General features: G+C 65.0%; 16 protein-coding genes. 6 read left to right on the plus strand and 10 right to left on the minus strand.

Annotation, left to right across the window (positions count from 1 at the left end; genetic code table 11):
- Nucleotides 1-199 precede the first annotated feature (199 nt).
- Both CVS48_RS26115 and msbA read right to left on the minus strand, forming a co-directional pair.
- Entirely contained in the window at nucleotides 200-2,008 is a 1,809-nt protein-coding gene (locus CVS48_RS26115) for a monovalent cation:proton antiporter-2 (CPA2) family protein (RefSeq protein ID WP_100856990.1), read from the minus strand.
- Nucleotides 2,009-2,074: 66 nt separating this feature from the next.
- Nucleotides 2,075-3,850: a lipid A export permease/ATP-binding protein MsbA gene (gene msbA / locus CVS48_RS26120; protein WP_100856991.1), complete on the minus strand. Its 1,776-nt coding sequence runs from the start codon at nucleotides 3,848-3,850 to the stop codon at nucleotides 2,075-2,077.
- A gap of 107 nt (nucleotides 3,851-3,957) precedes the next feature.
- Here msbA and CVS48_RS26125 point away from each other — a divergent pair, with 107 nt between their 5' ends.
- Genes CVS48_RS26125 through CVS48_RS26135 form a run of 3 tightly spaced genes read left to right on the plus strand, consistent with a single transcriptional unit; the run spans nucleotide 3,958 to nucleotide 5,988 of the window.
- Entirely contained in the window at nucleotides 3,958-4,929 is a 972-nt protein-coding gene (locus CVS48_RS26125) for a glycosyltransferase family 9 protein (RefSeq protein ID WP_100856992.1), read from the plus strand.
- A 16-nt stretch (nucleotides 4,930-4,945) separates the two neighbouring features.
- Nucleotides 4,946-5,710 carry a YdcF family protein gene (locus CVS48_RS26130; RefSeq protein WP_100856993.1) on the plus strand — a complete coding sequence of 255 codons (765 nt, stop codon included), beginning with the start codon at nucleotides 4,946-4,948 and terminating at the stop codon, nucleotides 5,708-5,710.
- Complete coding sequence (locus CVS48_RS26135; RefSeq protein ID WP_419191424.1) at nucleotides 5,707-5,988, plus strand: YkgJ family cysteine cluster protein; 282 nt, start codon at nucleotides 5,707-5,709, stop codon at nucleotides 5,986-5,988. Before CVS48_RS26130 ends, CVS48_RS26135 begins: the two co-directional genes overlap by 4 nt.
- Nucleotides 5,989-6,033: 45 nt before the next feature.
- Here CVS48_RS26135 and CVS48_RS26140 read toward each other — a convergent pair whose 3' ends face one another.
- The 7 genes from CVS48_RS26140 to dnaE are packed head-to-tail and all read right to left on the minus strand — an operon-like array spanning nucleotide 6,034 to nucleotide 15,204.
- A complete protein-coding gene (locus CVS48_RS26140) occupies nucleotides 6,034-7,188 on the minus strand; it encodes a glycosyltransferase family 4 protein (protein WP_100856995.1) in 1,155 nt (384 codons plus the stop codon).
- Nucleotides 7,163-7,888 carry a polysaccharide deacetylase family protein gene (locus CVS48_RS26145; protein ID WP_100856996.1) on the minus strand — a complete coding sequence of 242 codons (726 nt, stop codon included), beginning with the start codon at nucleotides 7,886-7,888 and terminating at the stop codon, nucleotides 7,163-7,165. The genes CVS48_RS26140 and CVS48_RS26145 overlap by 26 nt, the downstream gene beginning before the upstream one ends.
- 9 nt (nucleotides 7,889-7,897) lie before the next feature.
- Nucleotides 7,898-9,022 (minus strand): glycosyltransferase, encoded by a 1,125-nt coding sequence (locus CVS48_RS26150; RefSeq protein WP_100856997.1) that lies wholly within the window; start codon nucleotides 9,020-9,022, stop codon nucleotides 7,898-7,900.
- The gene (locus CVS48_RS26155; protein ID WP_100856998.1) at nucleotides 9,019-9,771 is read right to left on the minus strand and encodes a glycosyltransferase family 2 protein; all 753 of its coding nucleotides are present in this window, start codon (nucleotides 9,769-9,771) and stop codon (nucleotides 9,019-9,021) included. Before CVS48_RS26155 ends, CVS48_RS26150 begins: the two co-directional genes overlap by 4 nt.
- Entirely contained in the window at nucleotides 9,768-10,616 is an 849-nt protein-coding gene (locus tag CVS48_RS26160) for a polysaccharide deacetylase family protein (RefSeq protein WP_100856999.1), read from the minus strand. Before CVS48_RS26160 ends, CVS48_RS26155 begins: the two co-directional genes overlap by 4 nt.
- On the minus strand, nucleotides 10,613-11,713 hold the full coding sequence (locus CVS48_RS26165; protein ID WP_100857000.1) for a glycosyltransferase family 4 protein: 1,101 nt from the start codon (nucleotides 11,711-11,713) through the stop codon (nucleotides 10,613-10,615). The genes CVS48_RS26160 and CVS48_RS26165 overlap by 4 nt, the downstream gene beginning before the upstream one ends.
- The gene (gene dnaE / locus CVS48_RS26170; protein ID WP_100857001.1) at nucleotides 11,713-15,204 is read right to left on the minus strand and encodes a DNA polymerase III subunit alpha; all 3,492 of its coding nucleotides are present in this window, start codon (nucleotides 15,202-15,204) and stop codon (nucleotides 11,713-11,715) included. The genes CVS48_RS26165 and dnaE overlap by 1 nt, the downstream gene beginning before the upstream one ends.
- A gap of 161 nt (nucleotides 15,205-15,365) precedes the next feature.
- Between dnaE and lpxO the strand changes: the two genes are divergently transcribed.
- Nucleotides 15,366-16,265, plus strand: coding sequence for a lipid A hydroxylase LpxO (gene lpxO / locus CVS48_RS26175; RefSeq protein ID WP_100857002.1), 900 nt, complete (start codon nucleotides 15,366-15,368; stop codon nucleotides 16,263-16,265).
- A 57-nt stretch (nucleotides 16,266-16,322) separates the two neighbouring features.
- Here lpxO and hrpA read toward each other — a convergent pair whose 3' ends face one another.
- On the minus strand, nucleotides 16,323-20,357 hold the full coding sequence (gene hrpA, locus CVS48_RS26180) for an ATP-dependent RNA helicase HrpA (RefSeq protein WP_100857003.1): 4,035 nt from the start codon (nucleotides 20,355-20,357) through the stop codon (nucleotides 16,323-16,325).
- Nucleotides 20,358-20,574: 217 nt separating this feature from the next.
- On the opposite strand from hrpA, the gene argA reads away from it, so the two are divergent.
- Together argA and CVS48_RS26190 are read left to right on the plus strand one after the other, a co-directional pair.
- Nucleotides 20,575-21,933 (plus strand): amino-acid N-acetyltransferase, encoded by a 1,359-nt coding sequence (gene argA / locus CVS48_RS26185; RefSeq protein WP_100857004.1) that lies wholly within the window; start codon nucleotides 20,575-20,577, stop codon nucleotides 21,931-21,933.
- A 163-nt stretch (nucleotides 21,934-22,096) separates the two neighbouring features.
- Nucleotides 22,097-22,369 carry an oxidative damage protection protein gene (locus CVS48_RS26190; RefSeq protein WP_100857005.1) on the plus strand — a complete coding sequence of 91 codons (273 nt, stop codon included), beginning with the start codon at nucleotides 22,097-22,099 and terminating at the stop codon, nucleotides 22,367-22,369.
- Nucleotides 22,370-22,513 lie beyond the last annotated feature (144 nt).

Genomic DNA, 22,513 nt, shown 5'->3' on the forward strand with positions numbered 1-22,513 from the left:
CAACGCCAAAGCCTGGCGTCGGGCAAGCTCAACTCCTACAGCGTGCGGTGTCGTGAAACTCCGGTCCGAATGCAGCATGGCAGCCCCCTGGCAAAAGCCCTTCATGGACGAAGGGTCAGTGCGATCCAATCTACCGCAGTCCGTTGATTCCGCGCGTGAAATGATACGTAAAGTAATGCAAATATAGAGATATACAGCGTTACACGAGCGGGGTCAGATCAGCCGGGGCGGCTTCGCGGTCGGGTTTGTCGTTTTTACCGTCTGCCGGACCGGTCATATTGCCGTACATGAGTGACCGGCCGGCAAACAGCCCGCCGGCGACTTCCAGGTCGAAACGCTCGGCGTCGCGCCGGCGCACGTCCTCTACCACCTCTTCCGCTTCGTCCGCGGGCACGCCGATGGCGCGCAACGCGGCTCCGCCGAACAGCAGGGCGGACTCCAACGTTTCCCGGATTTGATAATCGACCCCTTCCTTGGCGAGCGCCAGCGAATGGATCCGGTCATAGGCCCGCACAACGACCCGGACCAGCGGGAATTCAGACTTGATCAGCTTGACCATGTGGTTCACGGCCTGAGGGTCGTCGATACAGATCAGGATGGCGCAGGCATGTTCGGCGCCTGCCGTGCGCAGCATGTCGATGCGGGTGCCGTCGCCGTAGTACACCTTCACGCCCCATTTGGCGGCGGCCCGAATGGCGTCGGTATCGGTATCCAGGATGGACACCGTCAAACCCCGGGCCAGCATCGCCTGGCTGACGATCTGGCCGAAACGGCCGAATCCGACGATCAGGGCGCATCCGTCCAGATCCTGGGCGACATCCACGCCGTCCATCGATTGCTCGGGTTTGGGCAGGAGCCACCGCAGCGACAGCACGCCCAAGGGAGTCAGCGCCATCGAAATAATGACGACAGCCGTCAGGACGGCGCCCGTGTGTGCGTCGAAAATGCCCGCCGTGGCCGCCGCGCCATAAAGCACGAAAGCGAATTCGCCGCCCTGCACCAGCAACGCGGCCCGCGTCACGGCTTCAGCGTGCGAGGCGCGCAGCAAGCGCGCCACCGCATACACGCCCACGGCCTTCACGAGCATGAATGCGACCACGGCCGCCAGGATCAAGGGCCATTCGCGAACCACCGCCGACACGTCCAGCGACATGCCCACGCCCAGGAAAAACAGACCCAGCAATATCCCGCGAAACGGCTCGACTTCGGCTTCCAACTGATGGCGGAAGGTGGATTCAGACAACAGCACGCCGGCCAGGAATGCCCCCATGGCCATGGACAGGCCGCCCAGTTCCATCAGCAAGGCCGCCCCCAGCACCACCAACAGCGCGGCGGCGGTCATGACCTCGCGGGCGTGCGCGGCGGCCAGCAGGCGGAACAAGGGGTTCAGCAACCAGCGTCCGGCTGCCAGCAAGGCCAGGATGCATCCCACGGCAATGGCCGACTGCATCCAGGGGTTGCCATGTTCGGCGCCGCCGCCCGCGGGCGCCAGCAAGGCGACCAGGGCCAGCAAGGGCACGATGGCCAGGTCTTCCAGCAGCAGGATGGAGACAATCCGCTGGCCTTGCGCGCTGGTGCTGTCGTCGCGTTCGCCCAGGATTTGCATCACGATGGCCGTGGACGACAACACAAACCCCATCGCCGCCATGAAGGCCGCCGGCCCCGACAGGCCCGCCAACAGGCCGACTACCGTCAACAAGCCGCCGCAGACCGCCACCTGCGCCAGGCCCAGCCCGAAGATTTCGCCCCGCAGCTTCCACAGCCGCGACGGCTGCATTTCAAGCCCGATGATGAAGAGAAACATGACGACGCCCAGCTCGGCGACGTGCAAGATGGATTTGGGATCGGAAAAGAAGCCGATGCCGAATGGGCCGATCGCCAAGCCGGCCGCCAGGTAGCCCAATACCGACCCCAGCCCCAAGCGCTTGAAGATGGGAACGGCGATAACCGCCGCACCCAACAAGACCACCACGTTGACGAGTTGATTGCCTTCCATAGGCAGAGCCATAGGGCGCTCCTGGTTACACGGCGGGCCTGGCGCCCTGGCTGCGGCAAAAGCCGATGGCGTCCTGGATCAGTCGTCGCGGAACTGCATTTTGTACAACGAGGCGTACAGGCCATTGGCGGCCAGCAGCTCGGAATGAGGGCCCTGTTCGACGATCTTGCCGGCATCCAGCACGATGATGCGGTCGGCGTTCTGGACCGTGGACAGACGGTGGGCGATGACAAGCGTGGTGCGGCCTTTCATCAAGCGTTCCAGCGAGGCCTGCACCTGGCGCTCGGACTCGTTGTCCAGCGCGGAGGTGGCTTCGTCCAGAATCAGGATGGGCGCGTTCTTGATCAGCGCGCGCGCGATCGCCAGGCGTTGGCGTTGCCCCCCCGACAGGCGGGCGGCATTCTCGCCCACCGGGGTATTGATGCCTTGCGGCAAGCCTTCCACGAATTCCAGCAGGTTAGCCGCCGCCAGGGCGTCGCGCACCTTTTGTTCGCTGGACTTGCCCAGCGCGCCGTAGCCCACGTTGGCCGCGATGGTGTCGTCGAACAGCACCACGTCCTGGCTGACCAGGGACAAATGCGAACGCAGGCTGCGCAGCGTGAGGTCGTTGACGGGCGTGTCGTCCACCAGGATGGTCCCGCTATCGGCCAGCACAAAGCGCGGCAGCATGTTGACCAGCGTGGTCTTGCCGCTGCCCGATCGGCCTACCAGGGCAACCGTCTGGCCCGGCTCCACGGTGAACGAAATGTCGTTGACGGTATCGCGGTCGGCATCGGGAAAGCGATGTTTGACGTTGCGGAATTCCACCTTGCCGCGTACCGGCTCGGCCAGTTCCTTGGTGCCGGTGTCGATTTCGGGTGTCTGGTCGATCAACGTGAAAACGCTTTCCGCGGACACCAGCATTTTCTGCATGCGGGCCGCCACGTTGGTCAGGCGCTTGATGGGGTCGAAAATTTGCGCCAGCGCGGCCATGAACGAGGCAAAGCTGCCCACCGTCAACGACCCGCTATTGGCCTGGCTGAGAGCGACGGCGATGACCGCGCCCACAGAAATCGAGATGCAGACCTGGGTCAGCGGCGTCAGGGCCGCGTCCGCCGTGGCGGTACGCATGGCGAACCGGCGCAGGCGGCGGCTGACGAAATCGAAGCGGCCGCGTTCGACTTCATAGCCGTCGAACAGCTTGATGACGCGCTGGCCGTCGATGCCTTCACCGACCACGCGGGTCAGCTCGGCGTTCATGTTGACGGTGTCGCGGTTGATGCGACGCAGGCGCTTGATGAAAAAGCGCGAGATCAGCACCGACACGGGCAGCATGATCAGGATGATCAGCGTCAGCACCCATGACATATAGAGCAGCACGCAGATCAGCGCGATGACGACCAGGGTTTCGCGCACCAGCACCGTGATGACATCGGTGGCGTAGCCGGTGACGTTGCCGGCGTCGATGGTGAAGCGGTTGAGCAGGCGGCCGGTGTCGCCGCGCTTGAAGTCCTCATCGGGCAAGCCCAGCAGGCGCTCGAACATGTCGCGGCGCATGCCCAGCAGGACGTTGTTGGCCACCCAAGCCAGCAAGTAGTCGCTGAAGAAGTTACAAATGCCGCGCAGCAGGATCAGGCCCACCACCGCCAACGGCAAGGCCCAGACATAATAGGGTTTGGCCCCGGAAAAGCCGCCGTCCAGCAAGGGCTTCATAATGACGGCCAGAACAGGTTGCGTTGCCGCCGCGCCCGCCATCAGCAGGACGGCCAGCAACAAGCCCTTCCAATAGGCGCCCACCCGGCTGTAGATCCGGTTCCAGAGTTCGGACTTGACGGGAGTGGAATCCGCGGGTGTGTTGCGTGCGGCAGAATTCAAAGGGAGCACTCGCTTTTATACAATTGTGCCCAGGATTGTACTGGCTACGCGCCGCCGCGCTGAGCCGCCCCACCCCTAATAAGACTAATTTGCCTCTTCACCCACCCATGTCCGATATCCGCTGTATCTACGTCCGGTTACCCAATTGGGTGGGCGATGTTTGCATGAGCCTGCCCAGCCTGCGGGCGTTGGAAGCCAGCGGCCTGCCCTTGGTAATCTGCGCAAGGCCCTGGGCCCGCGACCTGCTGGACGGGGTCCCCAAGCATGATTTCGTCCCCATGCGCGGCAAGGTCGGCCCCGATCGGGCCGCCGTCAGCTCCCACCGCCGCGGCCTGGGCGCGCTGGGCCGCCGCGCCCGAGGCCTGTTGCTGCCGGACTCGCTGTCCAGCGCGCTGGTTTTCCGGCTGGCGGGCCTGCCCTGCGCCGGTTATCGGGACGACGGCCGCAGCTTCCTGCTGCGCTGGCCCGTGGCCAAACCGGACGAGACCTTGCACGCCGTGCAGTCCTGGCACCATCTGACTCGCGAGGCCCTGACCCGCTGGGGCCTGCCCAGCGGCCCGGCGCAGCCCGGCCCCACGCTTGACCTGCCACTGACGGCGGCGCACCAGGATGCCGCCGACCAGGCGCTGCAGGCTGCCGGCCTGAGCGCGCAGCGGTTTGTACTGATTGCCCCCACCGCCACCGGGCTGCACAAGGGCAAGATCAAGGTCTGGCCAGGATTCGATACACTGACGCGCGCCTTGCAGGCCCGTGGCCATACCGTGGTAATGTGCCCCCCTCCGGCCGAAACCGACGAGGCGCGGCGCAATGCACCCACGGCGCAATTGCTACCCCCTTTGCCGCTGGGCGCGTTTGCCGCGCTGACGGCACGGGCGGCGTTGGTGGTGTGCAACGATTCCGGGGTATCCCACGTTGCCGCGGCGGCATCGGCCCGCGAACTGGCGCTGTTTGGCGTGACCCGGCCGGGTCGGACCGGCCCGTGGTCGCCTCGGGCCGTCTGCGTCGGATCCGAGCACGCATGGCCCACCGTCGAAGAAGTTGAACAGCAGGCGACAACCCTGCTGGACGGGACGAAGTAATCAGGACTGTTTTCACATGACCTTTTCCAGCTATCTCGCAAATCTGATCATTCCTTTCAACTTGTGCGTGACTTTGGTCGTTATCGGCCTGGTGCTGGGCCTGTTCAGGTTGCGCAAGACGGGCGGTGCCCTCATCGCTGCTGGCCTGCTCTGGGCCTTGGCGTGGTCGCTGCCGGTGACGTCCCTGTGGTTGGGCGGCGCGCTGGAAACCCGCTATCCGCACCTGCCGCCCGCGGATTCGCCCACAGCCGACGCCATTGTGGTACTGGGCGGCAACACCGCCAATGGCCGCGCCAACTGGTTCCTGCCTTATGACAAGGAGACCGCCGTCGTCCGCATCGACACGGCGGCCCAGCTCTACCTGGCCGGACGCGCGCCCAAGGTGCTGCTGTCGGGCGGCGCACTGGAAGGCGATGTGTCCGAAGCCCGTGGCATGGCGCACGCCATCCGCCAGCAAGGGGTGCCCGAAAGCGCGCTGATCCTGGAAAACTCCAGCCGCACGACCTATGAAAATGCGGCCTTGACCGAAGACAAGCTCAAGGCGCGCGGCATCGGCAAAGTGCTGCTGGTGACCTCAGCGCTGCACATGCCGCGCGCCATGGCGGCCTTTTCCAAGCAAGGCGTGGAAGCCATCGCCGCGCCTGCCCCGCCGCAGATCGTGGCACCGGCGGATGGGTCATTGCAGCTTTGGCTGCCAGACCAGCGTACGTTTGACGCCAGCCGCTCCATCATCAAGGAATACGCCGGCCTGTTCGTGTACTGGCTGCGCGGATGGGTATGAGCCTGACGGCCTTGGCGCTGGATTGCCGGGCGGGTTGCGGCGCCTGCTGCATTGCCCCGTCCATCACCCAGCCCATTCCCGGCATGCCGCAAGGCAAGCCCGCGGGCGTGCCCTGTATCCAGCTGCTTCCCGACATGCGCTGCGCCATCTTCGGCCAGCCTTCCCGCCCGGCCTTCTGCGGCGGACTGCAACCCCAGCAAGAGATGTGCGGCCAAAACCGGGAACATGCGATCCAGTGGCTGGGCGATTTAGAGCGCGCGACGGCGCCGGCGCATTGAGGCCAGCGCGGCTGGGGCCGGGGCCGGTCACCCTACACAACCCACTTACCCGCCTTGCCGCGCTTGAAGCACCCTTTCATACAGCGCTTCGTACCGTGAAGCCACCGTTTCCCAGCTTTGGTCGCGAGCAATCTCAAGCCCTCGCGCAATCAGCGCCGCCCGCAGTTCCGGGTCAGAGCCCAGCCGCTCCAGCGCCTGGGCCAGTTGAGCGCCATCGCGCGGGTCTTGCAGGATCAGCGCGTCTTTACCCGCCGACAGGTATTGCGCAAAGCCGCAGTAAGCGGGCGAGCTGACCACCACCGGCAGGCCGTGCGACATCGCTTCAAGCGGCGCCATGCCGTAGCTGTCATTCAGCGTGGGGTGCGCGTAGATGTCCGCCGCGCTGAAATACGGGGCCACGTCCGGCGTCGGATCGACCAGCGTGACGCGGTGCGCGACGCCATCCGCCGCGCGGACCCGGTCCCGAGTGGGCTCGTCGGCCCCCACGACCAGCAACTTGTAATGGACGGGCAGTTGCGCCAGGGCGTCCAGCAGCGCGGGCAGCCCTTTGCGCAGCGGGTTGCGCGCCACCAGCAGGCAGCCGATCGTGCCAGCATCCCAGCCCAGGCGGGCACGGATCGCATCACGCCTTGTGGCCACGTCGGCCGAGGGCAGTTTGACCCCCGGCGCGATGATATCCACCTGCAAGTCCGGACCATAGCTGCGATGCAACTGGTCCATGATCAGGCCGGACACGGCCACGACGCGGCGGGCGGGCGCACGCCGCACGCGCAGTTTTTCCAGCAGCAGATAGGTGGCCAGGCGCGGACTCAGCCACGAATTGATGCGCTGTAGCAGGTTGACGCGCGCAACGCGGTTGTAACGCACCGGCGTCACGTGCATGACTTGAATTTCGCCCGCCCAGCCGTTCATGTGCGAATGCACGATGTCGAAGCGGCCGCGTGTCAGGCGGTCGGCGCGCCAGGCGAAAAACAGCACGCGCATCCAGCTTGGCAGCCAAGCGGGAAAGCGAACGGGCAGAAAGCGAAACGGCAGATCGCTATCGAAGTCACGCGCAACGACGGACACATCGTGGCGCTGGCCCAGCACCCGCATCAGTTCCACGCCGTAGGCTTCGGCGCCGCCGAAGCGGTTACCGAAGCGGTCCACCAGCAACGCGATGCGGAGCCGCCGCTCAACGGCGCCGGCGGGTGTCTTCATACCGGGTCAGGCACTTCTGCAGAAATCGGATGATGTTGGTGGAACGCGCCACCGTCACCCGAGGCAGGCCGAAGGGATCGTCGGACGCGGCGGCCAGGCCGCGCTGCGTCAGCGTGGCGTTGTCATAGCCCGCTTCGCGCGCCATCACGCGGTGCTCCGGGCCGTGATCGCCGTAGGGATAACAAAATGCGGTAACCGGCGCGCCCAGCACCTGTTCCAGTTCGTTCTTGGATTCCACTATCTGGCGACGCGCTTCGTCGGGCGACATTTCGGGCAAATGGACGTGGTCCAGCGTGTGCGAACCGACTTCGTTGCCGGCCTGCGCCCATTCGCGCATTTCGCCCACCGTCATCAAGGCGGAAAACGGAATGCCTTTGTGCGTGTCCCAGACGTTGCCGCCGTCGAATTGGCGCGCAACGAAATAGTTGGTGGCGGTGAATCCAAGCTCGCTCAGAACGGGCATCGCGTTGTGATGCACGTTGCGATACCCGTCGTCAAAAGTCAGGCCGAACACCTTGCCTTGCCGTTCGCCACGCACATACGGCATGACGTCACGCATCGACAGGCCGCGATAGCCCAGCCGGCGCATCCAGCGCATCTGCCGGGCAAAGCTGTCGGGGTGCACGGTCAGCCCACGAAAAGGCGTGCCCTTGGGATTGGGTTCGCCGATCTGGTGGTACATGAGAATTGGAATAGACATAAGGCGGGATTATAGAGCCCGACGTCCATCCAGCGTACGCTGATAGACATCCAATGTGGCGGCCGCGAAACGCGCCAGATTGAAATCGCGCAGGCTGGTTTCACGCGCACGCGCGCCCATCTCGCGAACCGCGTCGGGATGGTCCAGCATGAAACGCAGCTTGTCCGTCATGGCGGCCACGTCCCGCACCGGCACGATCCAGCCGTCCACGCCGTCCGTCACGTTTTCCGGCAGGCCGCCCGCATTGGTCACCAGCGCCGGCAAGCCCAGGGCCATGATTTCACGGCAGGCAAACGACAGGGCTTCACGGTACGACAGCACGAAGCCTGCGTGACAGGACGCAAGCGACGCGCGCACATCATCAAGCAGCCCGGGAAAGCGAACCTGGTCGATCATGCCCAGTTCGCGCACGCGCGCCAGCTTGGCCTCGGAGGGCGGGTCGCCCGCCACCATCAGCAGCACGCGCGCCTTGTCGGCCGGCGGCAAGGCCGCCACGGCAGCCACCAGGTCCAGCCAGCCTTTGTCGAAGTCGGTGCCGCCCGCGCTGCCCAGCAGCAGCTTGCCTTGCCAGTCCGCGCCAAAGATCAGCGCGCGCAGCTTGTCCAGGCTTTCCGGCGGCGGCGGCGCGAAGAAGTTGGTGTCGATGCCGTGGCGGATGGTGGTGATGGGGCGCTTGCGGTACGGCGAACGCTGCATCAGACCATGGATGTAATCGCTGACCGCGATGCCGTGGTCGGTGGCCAGCGCCACCCGCAGCTTGTGGCCAAAGCTCGTAAGCGGATGATCGTTGTGCTTGGTGAACACAATGCGCGGGCGCCGCGCCATGCCCAGCGTGGCCAGCATCACCTGCTTGTGGTCGGCCGAGCCGTTGGCGTGGATGATGTCGAAGCCGCCGGTCTTGATCAGACGGTTTAACTGGGCGCGGTCCTTGAACCAGGATGACGGGCGCGTCGTGTAGCGCATGTCGACCACCGTCACGCCGGGAATCGCGCGCGCGTAGCGGTGCAGCCGGCTGGTGGCGGGCGCGGCCACGGTGATGTCGTGGTCGGGCGACAGGGCGCGGGCCAGGTTGATGATGTAGGTGACGTGCCCCCCACCATTGCCGCCGTGAAAGTTCGTGTAGAGGATCTTCACTTCTGCTTCTCGGCCAGGAACATCAGCTTGGAATAGCGGAAAAAACTGCCCGCGGCGGCGGTCACGGCCAGCACCAGGCCATGCCTGCCATCGAGAAACCCGCGCCGGATCAGGTAGATGCGCACAAACGTCCAGAACCCGTGGCCCAGCGCGCCAAACACCGACGTGCGGCGCCCCTTGGCGTACATCATGGCCGCCGCGTCCGAGGAATAGCGATTGACCTTGTTGATCAGCGCGTCCAGGTTGTCGTAGGGATAGTGGTTGAAATAGCCCTGCAATTTCAGCGGCTGGCCCTGGGCGGGCACGACCCGCTCATGCACGGCGGCGTCGGTGAACCGCGCGGTGCCGCGCTTGAACAAGCGCAGCACGTAGTCGGGCCACCAGCCGCTGTGGCGGATGTCCTTGCCGCAGAAATTCGACAGACGGGCGATTTCGTACGCGTCGGCGCGCGGGTTGGCCAGGACGTCCTGGATTTCACGCGCCAGTTCGGGCGTGACGCGCTCGTCGGCGTCGATGGACAACACCCAGTCGCCCGTCGCCAGGTTCAATGCGCGATTTTTCTGCGGGCCGAAACCGGGCCAGTCGGCCGTGACCTCGACGCGCGCGCCCAAGGCCTGGGCCAATTCGACGGTGCCGTCGGTGCTGCCAGAATCCACCACGATGAATTCGTCGGCGAAGGATACGGACTTCAGGCAGGCGGCGATGTTCGCCGCTTCGTTCTTGGTGATGATGATGACTGATAGCTTCATCCGCGATTCCTAAGACGCTTTTTCCAGGCTTTCCAGGCATGGTAGCGAGGCCCCCAGAAGGGGTCGCGCGACAACCAGATGCGCCGGTTGAGCCAGCTTCCGCCCTGATTGCGCACGGCGAAACGATAGATGTGTTGGGGGTCCGCGCCGGGCGTGTTCTGGCCGAAAGGGTCGGTCGTGTACAGGTGCGCAAAACCGGCTTGCCGGGCGGCCGCCACGTAGTCGGCGTCGAAGTAGCCCTGCGGCCAGCAGAGGTGGTCGCTGACCGAACCCAGGCGCTGCACCAGGGCCTGGCGGGAATCGTGCAGTTCCTGCGCGATGTGGGCGCGCTTGGCATCCACGTCGCGGCCGCAGACCTTGTCCCAGCGGGTGTGGGTGTGGGTGTGCGAATGGAATTCGAAGGTGCCCGCGGCCTGCATGGCCTCGATCTCGCTCCAGCGCAGCATGGCCTCGTCGCTGCGGCCCGACGCCACCAACTGCTTGCAGGCGTCGTGGTCGGGCGTGGCTGGCAACACGCCGCCCTGCCCCGCGTGCGGCCGCACCGGGCCATCGCCGATCCAGCCCGTGATGGTGAACAGCACCGCGCGCATGCCATGGCGCGCCAGGGCCGGATGCGCGTGCACCCAGTTATTCAAGTAGCCGTCGTCGAAGGTGATCAGCACGGAACGCTCGGGCACGGGCTGGCCGGCCAGATAGCCGGCAAACTGGGTGGCCGTCAGCGACTGGTAGCCCGCGCGTGCCAGACGCGCAAGCTGGGCGTCGAAGACCCCGGGCGTCGCCGCGATCATGCCGCCCGCGGGGGTGACATGGTGGTACATCAGCACGGGGACGTTGGGCGCGTTCATGCGGCGCGTTCCGCCAGCCACTTCAGGTAGATGGCTTCGGTGGTTTCGGCCAGGCGGGCAGGCGAAAACACGGCTTCTTCCCAGACCATCCTGCGGCCGGCTTCGCCCATGCGGCGGCGCAGCGCCGGGTCGTCGATCAGGCGTTGCAGCGCATCGGTCAGCGCCTGGGGGGTCTTCGGCGGCACCAAGATGCCCGTGTCGCCGTTGCGGAACATTTCGGATACGCCCCCCACGTCGGTGCCCACCACAGGCAGGCCGCTGGCCTGGGCTTCAACATAGACCGTGCCCGACGCTTCTTGCTGTGTGGCCAGCGCAAACACGTCGAACCCAGACAACAGATTGGGCACATCGCGGCGCATGCCCATCAAGTGGATGCGCTGTTGCAGCCCCAGCGTGGCCACGTATTCCTGCGTTTGCTCAAAGACCGGCGAGCCGCCCCCCACAAACACCAGATGCAGCTTCGGCCGACTAGCCATCAGCGGCACCATCGCATCGATCAGGTCCTTGTGACCCTTGGTGGCGCGCATGACGGCCACACAGCCCACCACGACATCGTCATCGGTCAGGCCGAGTTCGTCGCGCAGGGTCGACCGTTCGACGGGCGCCGGCAGCACGATCGGCGAATAGACCGTGGCCACCTTGTCGGCGGGCACCCCGCGCTGGATCAGGTATTTGCGCACATGCTCGCTGACGGCCGTGACGCGATGCGGCAGCCAGGTGTAGGACCACATCGAACCGACCTTGTTCGACAGATGACGAGTCCGCACGATCAGCGGCGTGCCGGCCAGGCGGCCGCTCATGCCCGCGATGACCGTGTCGCGCCGGCTATGCGTGTTAAGCACGTCAAAGCGCCCTTCCCGCAATATCCGGCGGACGGTGGCCACGCCCTTGAAGTAATTCACCGGGCCGTCCATGTCGACCTTGTGCACCGTGAAGCCGGCGTCTGTCAGGCGCTCGACCAGCAAGGCCCGCGATTGGCAGATGGCTTCAACATGGTGGCCTCGCGCACGCATGGCCGTCATTTCCTTGAAGATCCGCCCCTCTTGGCCCCCGAAACTGGTGGCCGCTTCCGAATGGACGATACGCAGGCTTCGCATCAATAGGTCACCTCAACTCCGTCGGGTTTGGTCCAGGCATTCAGGTTTTCCAGCAGCGTGTCGGCCATGCGTACGCGCCACTCTTCGCCCAGCCGGACGGTGCAATGGTAATTATTCTTGGTGTAGACGATATCGACGGGCACGCCCGGAATGCCGTTCTCGGGTTCAGCCCGGAACGGGTTCAGCATCTGGCGCAAACGGGCGGCGTCGGCCGAGCCATTGAGCTTGACGCGCAACGACTTGGCGCGCGCTTCGCGGGCCAGTTGCAGGTCGTACAGTTGCTCGGCCACGATGCGCATGCCGCCGGAGTAGTCGTCATTGCTGACCTTGCCCTGCACGATGACGAGTTGGTCTTCGCGCAACCGGTTGCGATGCTTTTCGTAGAGCTCGTTGAACACCGAGATCTCGACCTGCGCGGTGCCGTCATCCAGCACGGCAAACACCATCTTGCCGCGCCGCGTCATCATGACGCGCACGCTGGCCAGCACGCCGCACATCCATTGCAGATCGCGCTGCGGTTCCACGCGCGCCAACTGCATCGGCACGATGCGGCGCACTTCGTCGCGCCAGGCGTCGAACAGGTGGCCGCTGTAGTAGTAGCCCAGCGCGGATTTTTCTTCCGTCAGCTTCTTGTGCAGGTCCCAGGGCGCCACCTTGGCCAGTTCGCCCGCGACGACGTCACCACTGTCGTCACCGAACAGCGAAGCCTGGTTGGCGCTGCGCGCGGCCTGTTCCGCAGCTTCCATGGCGGTGGGCACCGACGCCAGCATCGCGGCGCGGTTGGGCTCGATGGTGTCGAACGCGCCCGCCTTGATCAGCGCCTCGATGGTGCGGCGGTTCACCGCCTGCTTGCCCACGCGGCGGCAGAAGTCGAACAGGTTCAGGAACGGGCCGCCTTCCTTGCGGGCGCGCAGAATGTCTTCGACCGCGCCCTGCCCCGTGCCCTTGACGGCGCCCAGGCCATAACGCATGGTGCGCGGCGGCTTGCCTTTTTCGGTGTACTTGTCCTTGACCGGTTCGAAGCGGTAGCCCGAAAAATTGACATCGGGCGGCAACACTTCAACGCCGTTGTCCTGGGCATCGCGGCAGAAAATCTGCACCTTGTCCGTGTCGTCCATATCGGACGACATGGTGGCGGCCAGGAATTCGGTGGGGTGATAGGCCTTGAGCCAGGCGGTCTGGTACGAAATCAGCGCGTAGGCGGCCGAGTGCGACTTGTTGAAGCCGTAGCCCGCGAACTTTTCCATCAGGTCGAACAGCTTGACCGCCAGGTCCGGGTCGTGGCCCTTTTCCTTGGCGCCCTGTTCGAACAACTCGCGGTGCTTGGCCATTTCTTCGGGCTTTTTCTTGCCCATGGCGCGGCGCAACAGGTCGGCGCCACCCAGCGAATAGCCCCCGATGATCTGCGAGATCAGCATCACCTGTTCTTGGTAGACGATGACCCCGTAGGTGCTCTTCAGCGTGCTTTCCAGGTCGTTGTGGAAATAGTCCACCGCGGCGCGGCCGTGCTTGCGGTTGACGAAGTCGTCCACCATGCCTGATTCCAGCGGCCCCGGACGATACAGGGCCAGCATGGCGATGATGTCTTCGAACGTGTTCGGCCGCAGCTTCTTCAGCAGCTCTTTCATGCCGCGCGATTCCAGCTGGAACACGGCAGTGGTGTTGGCGTCGCACAGGATCTTGTAGGCGGCCGGGTCGTCCAGTTCAAGCGCCATGACATCGAAGTCGCGCTTGTCCTCGTTGAACTGGCGCACGTAGCGCACGGCCCAGTCCAGGATGGTCAGGTTGCGCAGGCCCAGGAAGTCGAACTTGACCAGGCCGGCGGCTTCGACGTCGTCCTTGTCGAACTGCGACACCGCGCTGTTTTCCTGACCCGGCTGGCAATACAGCGGGCAGAAATCCGTCAGCTTGCCGGGCGCGATCAGCACGCCGCCCGCGTGCATGCCGATGTTGCGGGTCAGGCCTTCCAGCGGCTTGGCCAGGTCGACCAGCGCGCGCACTTCTTCTTCCTGTTCGTAGCGGTCCTTGAAGGCGGGTTCGTCCTTCAGGGTGCGTTCCAGCGTCCAGGGGTCCATCGGGTTGAACGGGATCAGCTTGGACAGGCCGTCGCAGAACATATAGGGCATGTCCAGCACGCGGCCGGCGTCACGCACCACGGCCTTGGCGCCCAGCGTGCCGAAGGTGGCGATCTGGCTCACGGCGGCGCGGCCGTACTTTTCCTTGACGTAGTCGATGACCCGTTCGCGGTTGTCCTGGCAGAAATCGATATCGAAGTCGGGCATGGAGACCCGTTCTGGGTTCAGGAAGCGCTCGAACAGCAAGTCATAGCGGATGGGGTCCAGGTCGGTGATGCCCAGCGCGTAGGCCACCAGCGACCCCGCGCCCGAGCCCCGGCCCGGGCCCACGGGCACGCCGTTGTTCTTGCCCCAGTTGATGAAGTCCTGAACGATCAGGAAGTAGCCCGGGAAGCCCATCTGGATGATGGTCTTGCATTCCCAGCGCAGGCGCTCGTAGTACTGCTCGCGCTTGGATTCGCGTTCGGCAGCGTCCGGGAACAGGAACGCCATGCGCTTTTCCAGGCCCTCTTCCGACAACTGGACCAGGTAGTCGTCCAGCGTTACGCCGTCGGGCGTGGGGAAGTTGGGCAGGCGCGGCTTGCCCAGCACCAGGCTCAGGTTGCAGCGCTTGGCGATTTCAACCGTGTTGGCCAGCGCCGAGGGCACGTCGGCGAAGCGGCGCGCCATTTCCTCGGAACTGAGCAGGTACTGCTCTTTGGTGAAGCGGCGCACGCGGCGCGGGTTGGCCAGGATTTCGCCTTCGGCGATGCAGACGCGGGCCTCGTGCGCCTGAAATTCGTATTCGTCCAGGAATTGAACGGGGTGCGTGGCCACCACCGGCAGGCCGGCTTCGCCCGCCAGCCGCATGGCGGCCTGCGTGTAGGCTTCGTCGCCGTCCATGCCGGCGCGCTGCAATTCAATGTAGTAGCTGCCTGGGAACAGATGCGCCCATTGGCGCGCCAACGCCAGCGCCGACACCGCGTTGCCCGCGTCCAGGGCCTGGCCGACGTCGCCCATGCGGCCGCCCGACAGTGCGATCAGGCCCTGCTGGCCTTGCAGCCATTCCCGACGGACCTCCGCGCGGCCCTTGCCCTGGTTCGTCAGGAACGCCTTGGACAGCAGCTCGCACAGGTTCAGATAGCCCTGATGGTTGCGCACCAGCAACAGCAAGCGGAACGGCTTGGACGGGTCATCATCATTGCTCAACCAGACATCACAGCCGGCAATGGGTTTGACCCCCGCGCCGCGTGCGCCTTTGTAGAACTTGATCAGGCCGAAAAGGTTGGACAGGTCGGTCAGCGCCACGGCGGGCTGGCCCAGCTTGGCCACGCGCTTGATCAGGTCGGGAATGCGCACAATACCGTCCACCACCGAAAACTCGGAGTGGACACGCAGATGCACAAAGGGGGTCGGGTTTGTTACGGCTTCGGACATAGCGGGAATTGTACCCAGGGATCACGGTCCAAGCCCCTGCGTCCGTAATTTTGAAATCGGCGCCACACGGAAGCTGAAGGGGATCGTAAGGCGAACTTCAGGGACGTTGTGTAACAATACAGGGTCGATCTGACCCATCTGTCGCAGGACGACGTTTACGTATGAAATGGTTAATACCCGGGATATGGCTGGCCGCCATCCTGTTTGCGCACTTCCGAGGCCGAGTCAAACTGCCGCTGGGCCGGCAACTGCTGGACCACTCGGTACTGCTTGCCCCCGTCAACGCCTTCATGGTGTTGGCCTCGCGGGTGCCGTCCACCCCCTACCTGACGACCAGCGAAATCGCCGAACTCAAGGTGCTGGACGACAACTGGGAGACGATCCGCGAAGAAGCCGTTCAAATGGCGGAAATGCAGCGGATCCGAGCCGCCGACGCCCATAACGACATCGGCTTCAATTCTTTCTTCAAATATGGCTGGAAGCGGTTCTACCTGAAGTGGTATGACGCCCGCCACCCCTCCGCCGAAGAACTCTGCCCCAAGACCGTCGCCATTCTGAAGACGCTGCCCAAGGTCAAGGCCGCGATGTTCGCCGAACTCCCCCCGGGCGGCCAGTTGAATCCTCACCGCGACCCGTTTGCCGGATCGCTGCGCTACCACCTGGGCCTGGTGACGCCCAACGATGACCGCTGCCACATCATCGTCGACGGCGAATCCTATAGCTGGCGTGATGGCGAAAGCGTGGTGTTCGACGAAACCTACGTGCACGAGGCCTACAACCACTCGGAGCAGAACCGCATCATCCTGTTCTGCGACGTGGAGCGTCCGCTGAAATGGCGTTGGGCCGAAGCGTTCAACCGCTGGTTCGGGCGCGTGGTGATGTCGGCGGCCAGTTCGCCCAACGACGGCGGCGACCAAACCGGCGCCATCAACCGGCTGACGCACGCGCACTGGGTCATCGACCAGAAGCGCAAGGCGTTCAAGACGTGGAACCGCACGGCCTACAAGGTGACCAAGTTCGCCCTGATTGCGCTGGTGGTCGTGGGCTTCATCGCCATCTGAACGGTAGACATCGTGATTGGGCGGATGGCACGTGCCACCCGCCCGTTCAAGCCACCTTCAGCGCTTGATCGATTCCCAGCTTTTCATCAGCCGCTTCACCGAAACTGGCATCGGCGTGCGCAGTTCTTGCGCAAACAACGCCACCCTCAGTTCTTCAAGCAGCCACCGGAATTCGTCCAGACGCGGGTCCGGCGCGCCCTTCAATGCCGATCTGGCGCGCTGGTACTGCGTCAGCAGCGGCGCCATCTCGGCCACCAGCTTGGCGTCGCGCGCCGGGTCGGCGCGCAGTTTATCGATGCGGGCAATGGCCGCCTTCAAGTAGCGCGGGTAATGGGACAACTGCGCATACGGCGTGTCGCGGATGAACCATTTGGGCATCAGCGCGCTTAACTGCTGCTGCAGATCGGCATAGGCCGAGGCATGCGGCTTGGCTTGCGGCAGCTTGCGTTGCACGGCCGCGTACTCGGTCAGCACCGCGCCTGCCAGCCGGGCCACTTCCTGCGCCAACAGCCCCAGCCGCCCCTTGCCTTCGGCGCGGCGGGCGTCGAACTGCTGCTCGTTCACCGGCCACGGTTCGGCCAGGCACGCCTGGCCCAGCGCGCAATCGATGATCTGGTCGCGCAGTTCTTCCTGCGTACCCAGCGTCATGTACAGCATGCTGATCTTGGTCAGGTCCGTCAGGTTCTTTTCCAGGAACTTGACCTGCTCGCGCAGCCCCAGGCGGAACAGCTTGAGCAGACCCGCCCGATGATGCTTGCGCGCCTCGTCCGGGTCGTCGAACACGTCCAGGTCGCAATGCGCGCCCCGGTCCACCAAAGCGGGATAGCCGATGACCGATTGGCCGCGCCGCTTGATTTCCATGATTTCGGGCAAGGGGCCGAACGACCACGTCGTCAGGTTTTCGTGCGCCAGCGCCTGGGCCACCTGCGTATCGCTGGCGGCCAGTTGCTGGAAGGTGGCCTGCGCCTGCTTGCCGAATTCCGCACGCAATTGCGCCAGGTTGCGCCCGGCGGCCAGCATGCGGCCGTGCTCGTCCACCACGCGGAAGTTCATGAACAGGTGGGCGGGCAAGGTCTCAAGCTTGAAGTCACCCACGGCGGGGCGCACCTGCACCTGGTCCCACATGTCGGCGATGATCGCGTCAACCAGGCCTTGTTGCGGATCGGCCTGCCGTTCAAACCAGCGGTCGTAAAAACCGGCCGCGTAGTCGGGCAGCGGCACGCAATGGCGGCGCAGCTTTTGCGGCAGCGACTTCAACAGCAAGTGCACTTTTTCCTTCAGCATCCCGGGCACCAGCCACTCGCAGCGGTCCGGGTCAATCTGGTTCAGCGCAAACAGCGGCACCGACAGGGTCACGCCGTCGCGCGGGGAACCGGGCTCGAAGTGGTAGTCCAGCGCCATCGTCACGCCTTGCCATTCCACCTTTTTTGGAAAGACATCGGTGGTGACGCCGGCGGCTTCGTGGCGCATCAGCTCGTCGCGCGTCAGCATCAGCTTGGCGGCCGCGGCCTTGTCCAGGCCGGACACCCACTTTTCCAGCGAGGTCGTCTGCGAGATATCGGCCGGAAGCTGGCGGTCGTAGAAGGCGAAGATCAGTTCGTCGTCCACCAGGATGTCGGGGCGGCGCGTCTGATGCTCCAGCTTTTCGATGCCGGCAATCAGCTTGCGGTTGTGCGCCACGAACGGCAGGCGCGTGTCGATCTCGCCCGGCACAAGCGCCTGGCGGATGAAGAGTTCGCGCGCTTGCGTCGGGTTGACGCGGCCGTAATGGATGCGCCGTCCTGTGTAGATCGTCAGCCCATACAGCGTGGCGCGCTCGTTGGCCACGACCTGCCCGGCCTTCTTTTCCCAACGCGGGTCCGACCAGTTCTTGCGGATCAGGTGCGCGCCCACTTTTTCCAGCCACACGGGGTCGATGCGCGCCACGCAGCGGGCATACAGGCGCGTGGTGTCGACCAGTTCGGCCGCCATGATCCAGCGGCCCGCCTTCTTCACCAGGCGCGAGCCCGGATGGATGTGGAAACGGATTTCGCGCGCGCCCTGGTAATGGCCGCCTTCGTCGCTCTTGAAACCGATATTGCCCAAGAGGCCCGACAGCAGCGCCAGGTGCAGTTGCTCGTACGTGGCTTCCGCCTGGTTGACGCGCCAGCCCTGCTCGCCCACCAGCGCCGCCAGTTGCGTGTGCACGTCGTGCCATTCGCGTAGCCGGATGGGCGACAGGAAATTCTGCCGCAAGAGGTTCACCAGCTTGCGCTGCGACGCCTTGTGCTGAACCTGTTCGCCATACCAGCGCCACAGCTTCAGGAAGGAAATGAATTCCGATTTTTCGTCGGCGAACTTGGCGTGCGCGGCTTCGGCAGCTTCGCGCTCTTGCATGGGGCGGTCGCGCGCATCCTGCACCGACAGGGCCGAGGCGATGATCAGCATCTCGGCCAGGCATTGATGTTCACGCGCGGCCAGGATCATGCGGCCGATGCGCGGGTCCACCGGCAGCTTGGCCAGTTCGTGGCCCGTTTCGGTCAGGATGAACGACGCGCCGGTGCGCGAGGCTTCGGCCTCGTCTTCGGAGGCGGACGCCAGCTCGATCGCGCCCAGTTCTTGCAGCAGGTGATAACCGTCGGCCACCGCGCGACCCGGCGGAGCCTCGACGAAGGGGAACTGCTCGATGTCGTCCAGCTTCAGCGACTTCATCCGCAGGATGACGGACGCCAGCGACGAACGCAGCACTTCGGGGTCGGTGAACGCCGCGCGGTTGTTGAAGTCGAGTTCGTCGTAGAGCCGGATGCACACGCCCGGGCCCACGCGGCCGCAACGGCCCGCGCGCTGGTTGGCCGACGCACGGCTGATCGGCTCGATGCGCAGTTGCTCGACCTTGTTGCGCCACGAATAGCGCTTGATGCGCGCCAACCCGCTATCGACCACGAAGCGGATGCCGGGCACCGTCAGCGAGGTTTCGGCCACGTTGGTGGCCAGCACGATGCGCCGCGCATTGGTGCGCGGGTGGAAGATCTGTTCCTGCTCGGCCTGCGACAGGCGCGCGTACAGCGGCAGCACTTCGGTGCCGGCCGGATGACGCTTGCGCAGCGCTTCGGCGGACTCGCGGATTTCGCGTTCGCCGGGCAGGAACACCAGCACGTCGCCGGGGCCATGGCGGGCGCACTCATCCACGGCGTCGACGATGGCGTCGATCAGGTCGCGTTCTTCGTCGCCCGACATGCGTTCGCGGTCGCGGCCCGGCTTGGCGGCGGGCGCGGCGGCGTCCTCGGCCAGTTCTTCGCGCACGGGGCGGTAGCGCACTTCCACGGGATAAAGGCGGCCCGACACCTCGATGACCGGCGCGGGCTTGTCTTCCGATGCCGCGAAGTGCTTGGCAAAACGGTCCGCGTCGATGGTGGCCGACGTGATGATCAGTTTCAGGTCCGGGCGACGCGGCAGCAATTGCTTCAGGTAGCCCAGCAGGAAATCGATGTTCAGGCTGCGCTCGTGCGCCTCGTCGATGATGATGGTGTCGTAGCGGCGCAAGAGCGGGTCGCGCTGCGACTCGGCCAGCAGAATGCCGTCGGTCATCAGCTTGATGGACGCATTGGGGCCGGTGCGGTCGTTAAAGCGCACCTGGTAGCCCACCACTTCGCCCATCGGCGTGTTCAGCTCTTCGGCGATGCGCTTGGCCACCGAGGTGGCGGCCAGGCGGCGCGGCTGGGTATGGCCGATCATCTTCTGGCGGCCACGGCCCAGTTCCAGGCAGATCTTGGGCAACTGCGTGGTTTTGCCCGAACCCGTTTCCCCGCTGACGATCACCACCTGATGGCCGGCGATGGCACGCGCGATTTCCTGCCGCCGCGCGCTGACGGGCAGGTCTTCGGGATAGGCCACGACGGGAATCGGGCGCTCGGGGCGCTCTGCACGCGGCGGGCGCTCGGTGCGCTCGGGGCGGTCAGCACGCTCAGGCCGCTCCGGGCGGTCGGGGCGTTCGGCTTGCGCCGGGCGCGCGGGCCGGCGGGGCGCGCGAGTGGCCTCGGCCGGGGCGGCCGACGCGTCGTTGGCCCCCGGGGAAGCCGCTTTGGGCGCCCGCGGGCGGGATGATTCAGGCATGTACGATAGTCCGGTTAGCCGGGCATTATAAATTTCTATGGCCTCCCTGCCTGAGCCCCCCCGCGAGCGCATTGAAATCCGGCACGAAATTAGCGCTGATTTCCCGCCTGTGCATCGCCCCGTCGGCCATATAATTTCGCCACGCCGTCATGCGACGGCGCTATGACGCGGCAAGGCGCCGCGTTTTTACCGACTCTCAGGAATCCCTCCGCCCATCATGCCCGACCTGGAACCAGACACCGTCTCCGCCCTTGAAGCCCCGGAATTCGCAGCCGCGCAGTTCGTCCGATGGTTTCGCGACGTCGCGCCCTATGTGCATGCGTTCCGAGGCAAGACCTTCGTGGTGGCGTTCGGCGGCGAACTGGTTCAGGCCGGTGCGCTGAATACGCTGGTGCAGGACTTGTCGCTGCTGTCGTCCCTGGGCATCCGGCTGGTGCTGGTGCACGGCTCGCGTCCACAGGTCAATGAGCAACTGCGTTTGAAGGGCTATACCCAGCAGTTCGACCGCGGTCTGGCGCCCACCGACGCCGCCGCGCTGGAATGCGCCAAGGAAGCCGCGGGCGAAATCCGCCTGGACATCGAAGCGGCGTTCAGCCAGGGCTTGCCCAACACCCCGATGTCGCACGCGCACATCCGCGTCATTTCCGGCAACTTCGTCACGGCCCGGCCCACCGGGGTACTGGAAGGAATCGATTACAAGCACACCGGCCAGGTCCGCAAGATCGACGTCGAGGCGCTGAAGTTCGCCATCGAGAAAGGTTCGTCGGTGGTGCTGCTGTCGCCGCTGGGCTTCTCGCCGACGGGCGACGCCTTCAACCTGGCCATGGAAGACCTGGCCACCAGCGTGGCCGTTGCGCTGCGCGCTGAAAAGCTGATCTTTCTGTCCAGCTCGCAAGGCGTGCTGAACGATGACGGCACGCTGGACACCGAACTGGCCCGCGTGGATGCCGATGCCCTGCTGGCGGGCGGCGAACTCGACGAGGAAACCCACGCCTTCCTGCAATACGCATCGCTGGCGGTCAAGCGCGGCGTGGCCCGCGCCCACCTGCTGCCGTTCGCGCTGGATGGCAGCGTGCTGCTGGAAATCTTTACCCACGACGGCGTGGGCACCATGGTGGTGGAAGACACGCTGGACGATCTGCGCGCCGCCACGATCGACGACGTGGGCGCCATTCTGAGCCTGATCGAACCCTTGGAAGCAGACGGCACCCTGGTGCCGCGCCCGCGCAGCGTGATCGAGCGCGACGTGGAAAACTTCACGGTGCTGGAGCACGACGGCGTGATCTACGGCTGCGCCGCGCTGCATACCTTCGCCGACGAGCAGATGGCCGAAATGGCCTGCCTGATCGTGCACCCGGAATGGCAGGGCTCCGGCGAAGGCGAAATCCTGCTGCGCCACATGGAATCACGCGCCCGCGCCACCGGCGCCAAGCGGCTGTTCGTGCTGACCACGCGCACGTCGCACTGGTTCATCAAACGCGGCTTCGTGCAAGGCGGCATTACCGACCTGCCGCGCGAAAAGCAAAACAACTACAACCGGTCGCGCAACAGCCTGGTGTTCATCAAGAAGCTGTAATGCCGGCTGAAGTCGTTGGCAGCACCGGCTGACCGCAGCATCGGCTGACCGCAGCGACGGCTGACCGCAGCACCGGCTGACCGCAGCATCTGAAGGGGCTTGGCGCCTGTGCGGCGCCAAGCCCGCTAAAATACGGCGTTATTCCTATTTTCGGCAGCGAACCATGTCCCGTATCGTCAACTGTGTGAAATTGAAGCGTGAAGCCGAAGGGCTGGACTTCCCCCCCTATCCCGGCGAGCTCGGCACCAAGATCTGGCAGAGCATTTCCAAGGAAGCCTGGGAAGAATGGAAAGCCATCCAGACGCGCCTGGTCAATGAAAACCGCTTGAACCTGGCCGACGCCCGCGCGCGCAAGTACCTGAAGGAACAGATGGAGCGTTTCCTGTTCGAAGACGGCACCGTCGAAGCCAACGGCTACGTTCCGCCTTCGGCCTGAGCCGGCAACCGGCGGCGCCGCTTGCCCTGGGCCCCAAACGGCGGGCCCCTCACGAAGCCCCTCGCGCGCGAGGGGCTTCGCTTTTCGTGGCGCCGACGCGGCTCCGACGCGCTATCGCCGGCACGTGACCTGACATTGCCCTTA

The sequence above is a fragment of the Achromobacter spanius genome, assembly GCF_002812705.1.
Classification (GTDB): Bacteria; Pseudomonadota; Gammaproteobacteria; order Burkholderiales; family Burkholderiaceae_B; genus Achromobacter; species Achromobacter spanius.

Excerpts from the sequence above, each read along its gene's own strand:
- CVS48_RS26115 (WP_100856990.1), bottom strand. The coding sequence starts at position 2,008 with ATGGCTCTGCCTATGGAAGGCAATCAACTCGTCAACGTGGTGGTCTTG.
- CVS48_RS26125 (WP_100856992.1), top strand. The coding sequence starts at position 3,958 with ATGTCCGATATCCGCTGTATCTACGTCCGGTTACCCAATTGGGTGGGC.
- CVS48_RS26130 (WP_100856993.1), top strand. The coding sequence starts at position 4,946 with ATGACCTTTTCCAGCTATCTCGCAAATCTGATCATTCCTTTCAACTTG.
- CVS48_RS26135 (WP_419191424.1), top strand. The coding sequence starts at position 5,707 with ATGAGCCTGACGGCCTTGGCGCTGGATTGCCGGGCGGGTTGCGGCGCC.
- CVS48_RS26140 (WP_100856995.1), bottom strand. The coding sequence starts at position 7,188 with ATGAAGACACCCGCCGGCGCCGTTGAGCGGCGGCTCCGCATCGCGTTG.
- CVS48_RS26145 (WP_100856996.1), bottom strand. The coding sequence starts at position 7,888 with ATGTCTATTCCAATTCTCATGTACCACCAGATCGGCGAACCCAATCCC.
- CVS48_RS26155 (WP_100856998.1), bottom strand. The coding sequence starts at position 9,771 with ATGAAGCTATCAGTCATCATCATCACCAAGAACGAAGCGGCGAACATC.
- CVS48_RS26160 (WP_100856999.1), bottom strand. The coding sequence starts at position 10,616 with ATGAACGCGCCCAACGTCCCCGTGCTGATGTACCACCATGTCACCCCC.
- CVS48_RS26165 (WP_100857000.1), bottom strand. The coding sequence starts at position 11,713 with ATGCGAAGCCTGCGTATCGTCCATTCGGAAGCGGCCACCAGTTTCGGG.
- dnaE (WP_100857001.1), bottom strand. The coding sequence starts at position 15,204 with ATGTCCGAAGCCGTAACAAACCCGACCCCCTTTGTGCATCTGCGTGTC.
- lpxO (WP_100857002.1), top strand. The coding sequence starts at position 15,366 with ATGAAATGGTTAATACCCGGGATATGGCTGGCCGCCATCCTGTTTGCG.
- hrpA (WP_100857003.1), bottom strand. The coding sequence starts at position 20,357 with ATGCCTGAATCATCCCGCCCGCGGGCGCCCAAAGCGGCTTCCCCGGGG.
- argA (WP_100857004.1), top strand. The coding sequence starts at position 20,575 with ATGCCCGACCTGGAACCAGACACCGTCTCCGCCCTTGAAGCCCCGGAA.
- CVS48_RS26190 (WP_100857005.1), top strand. The coding sequence starts at position 22,097 with ATGTCCCGTATCGTCAACTGTGTGAAATTGAAGCGTGAAGCCGAAGGG.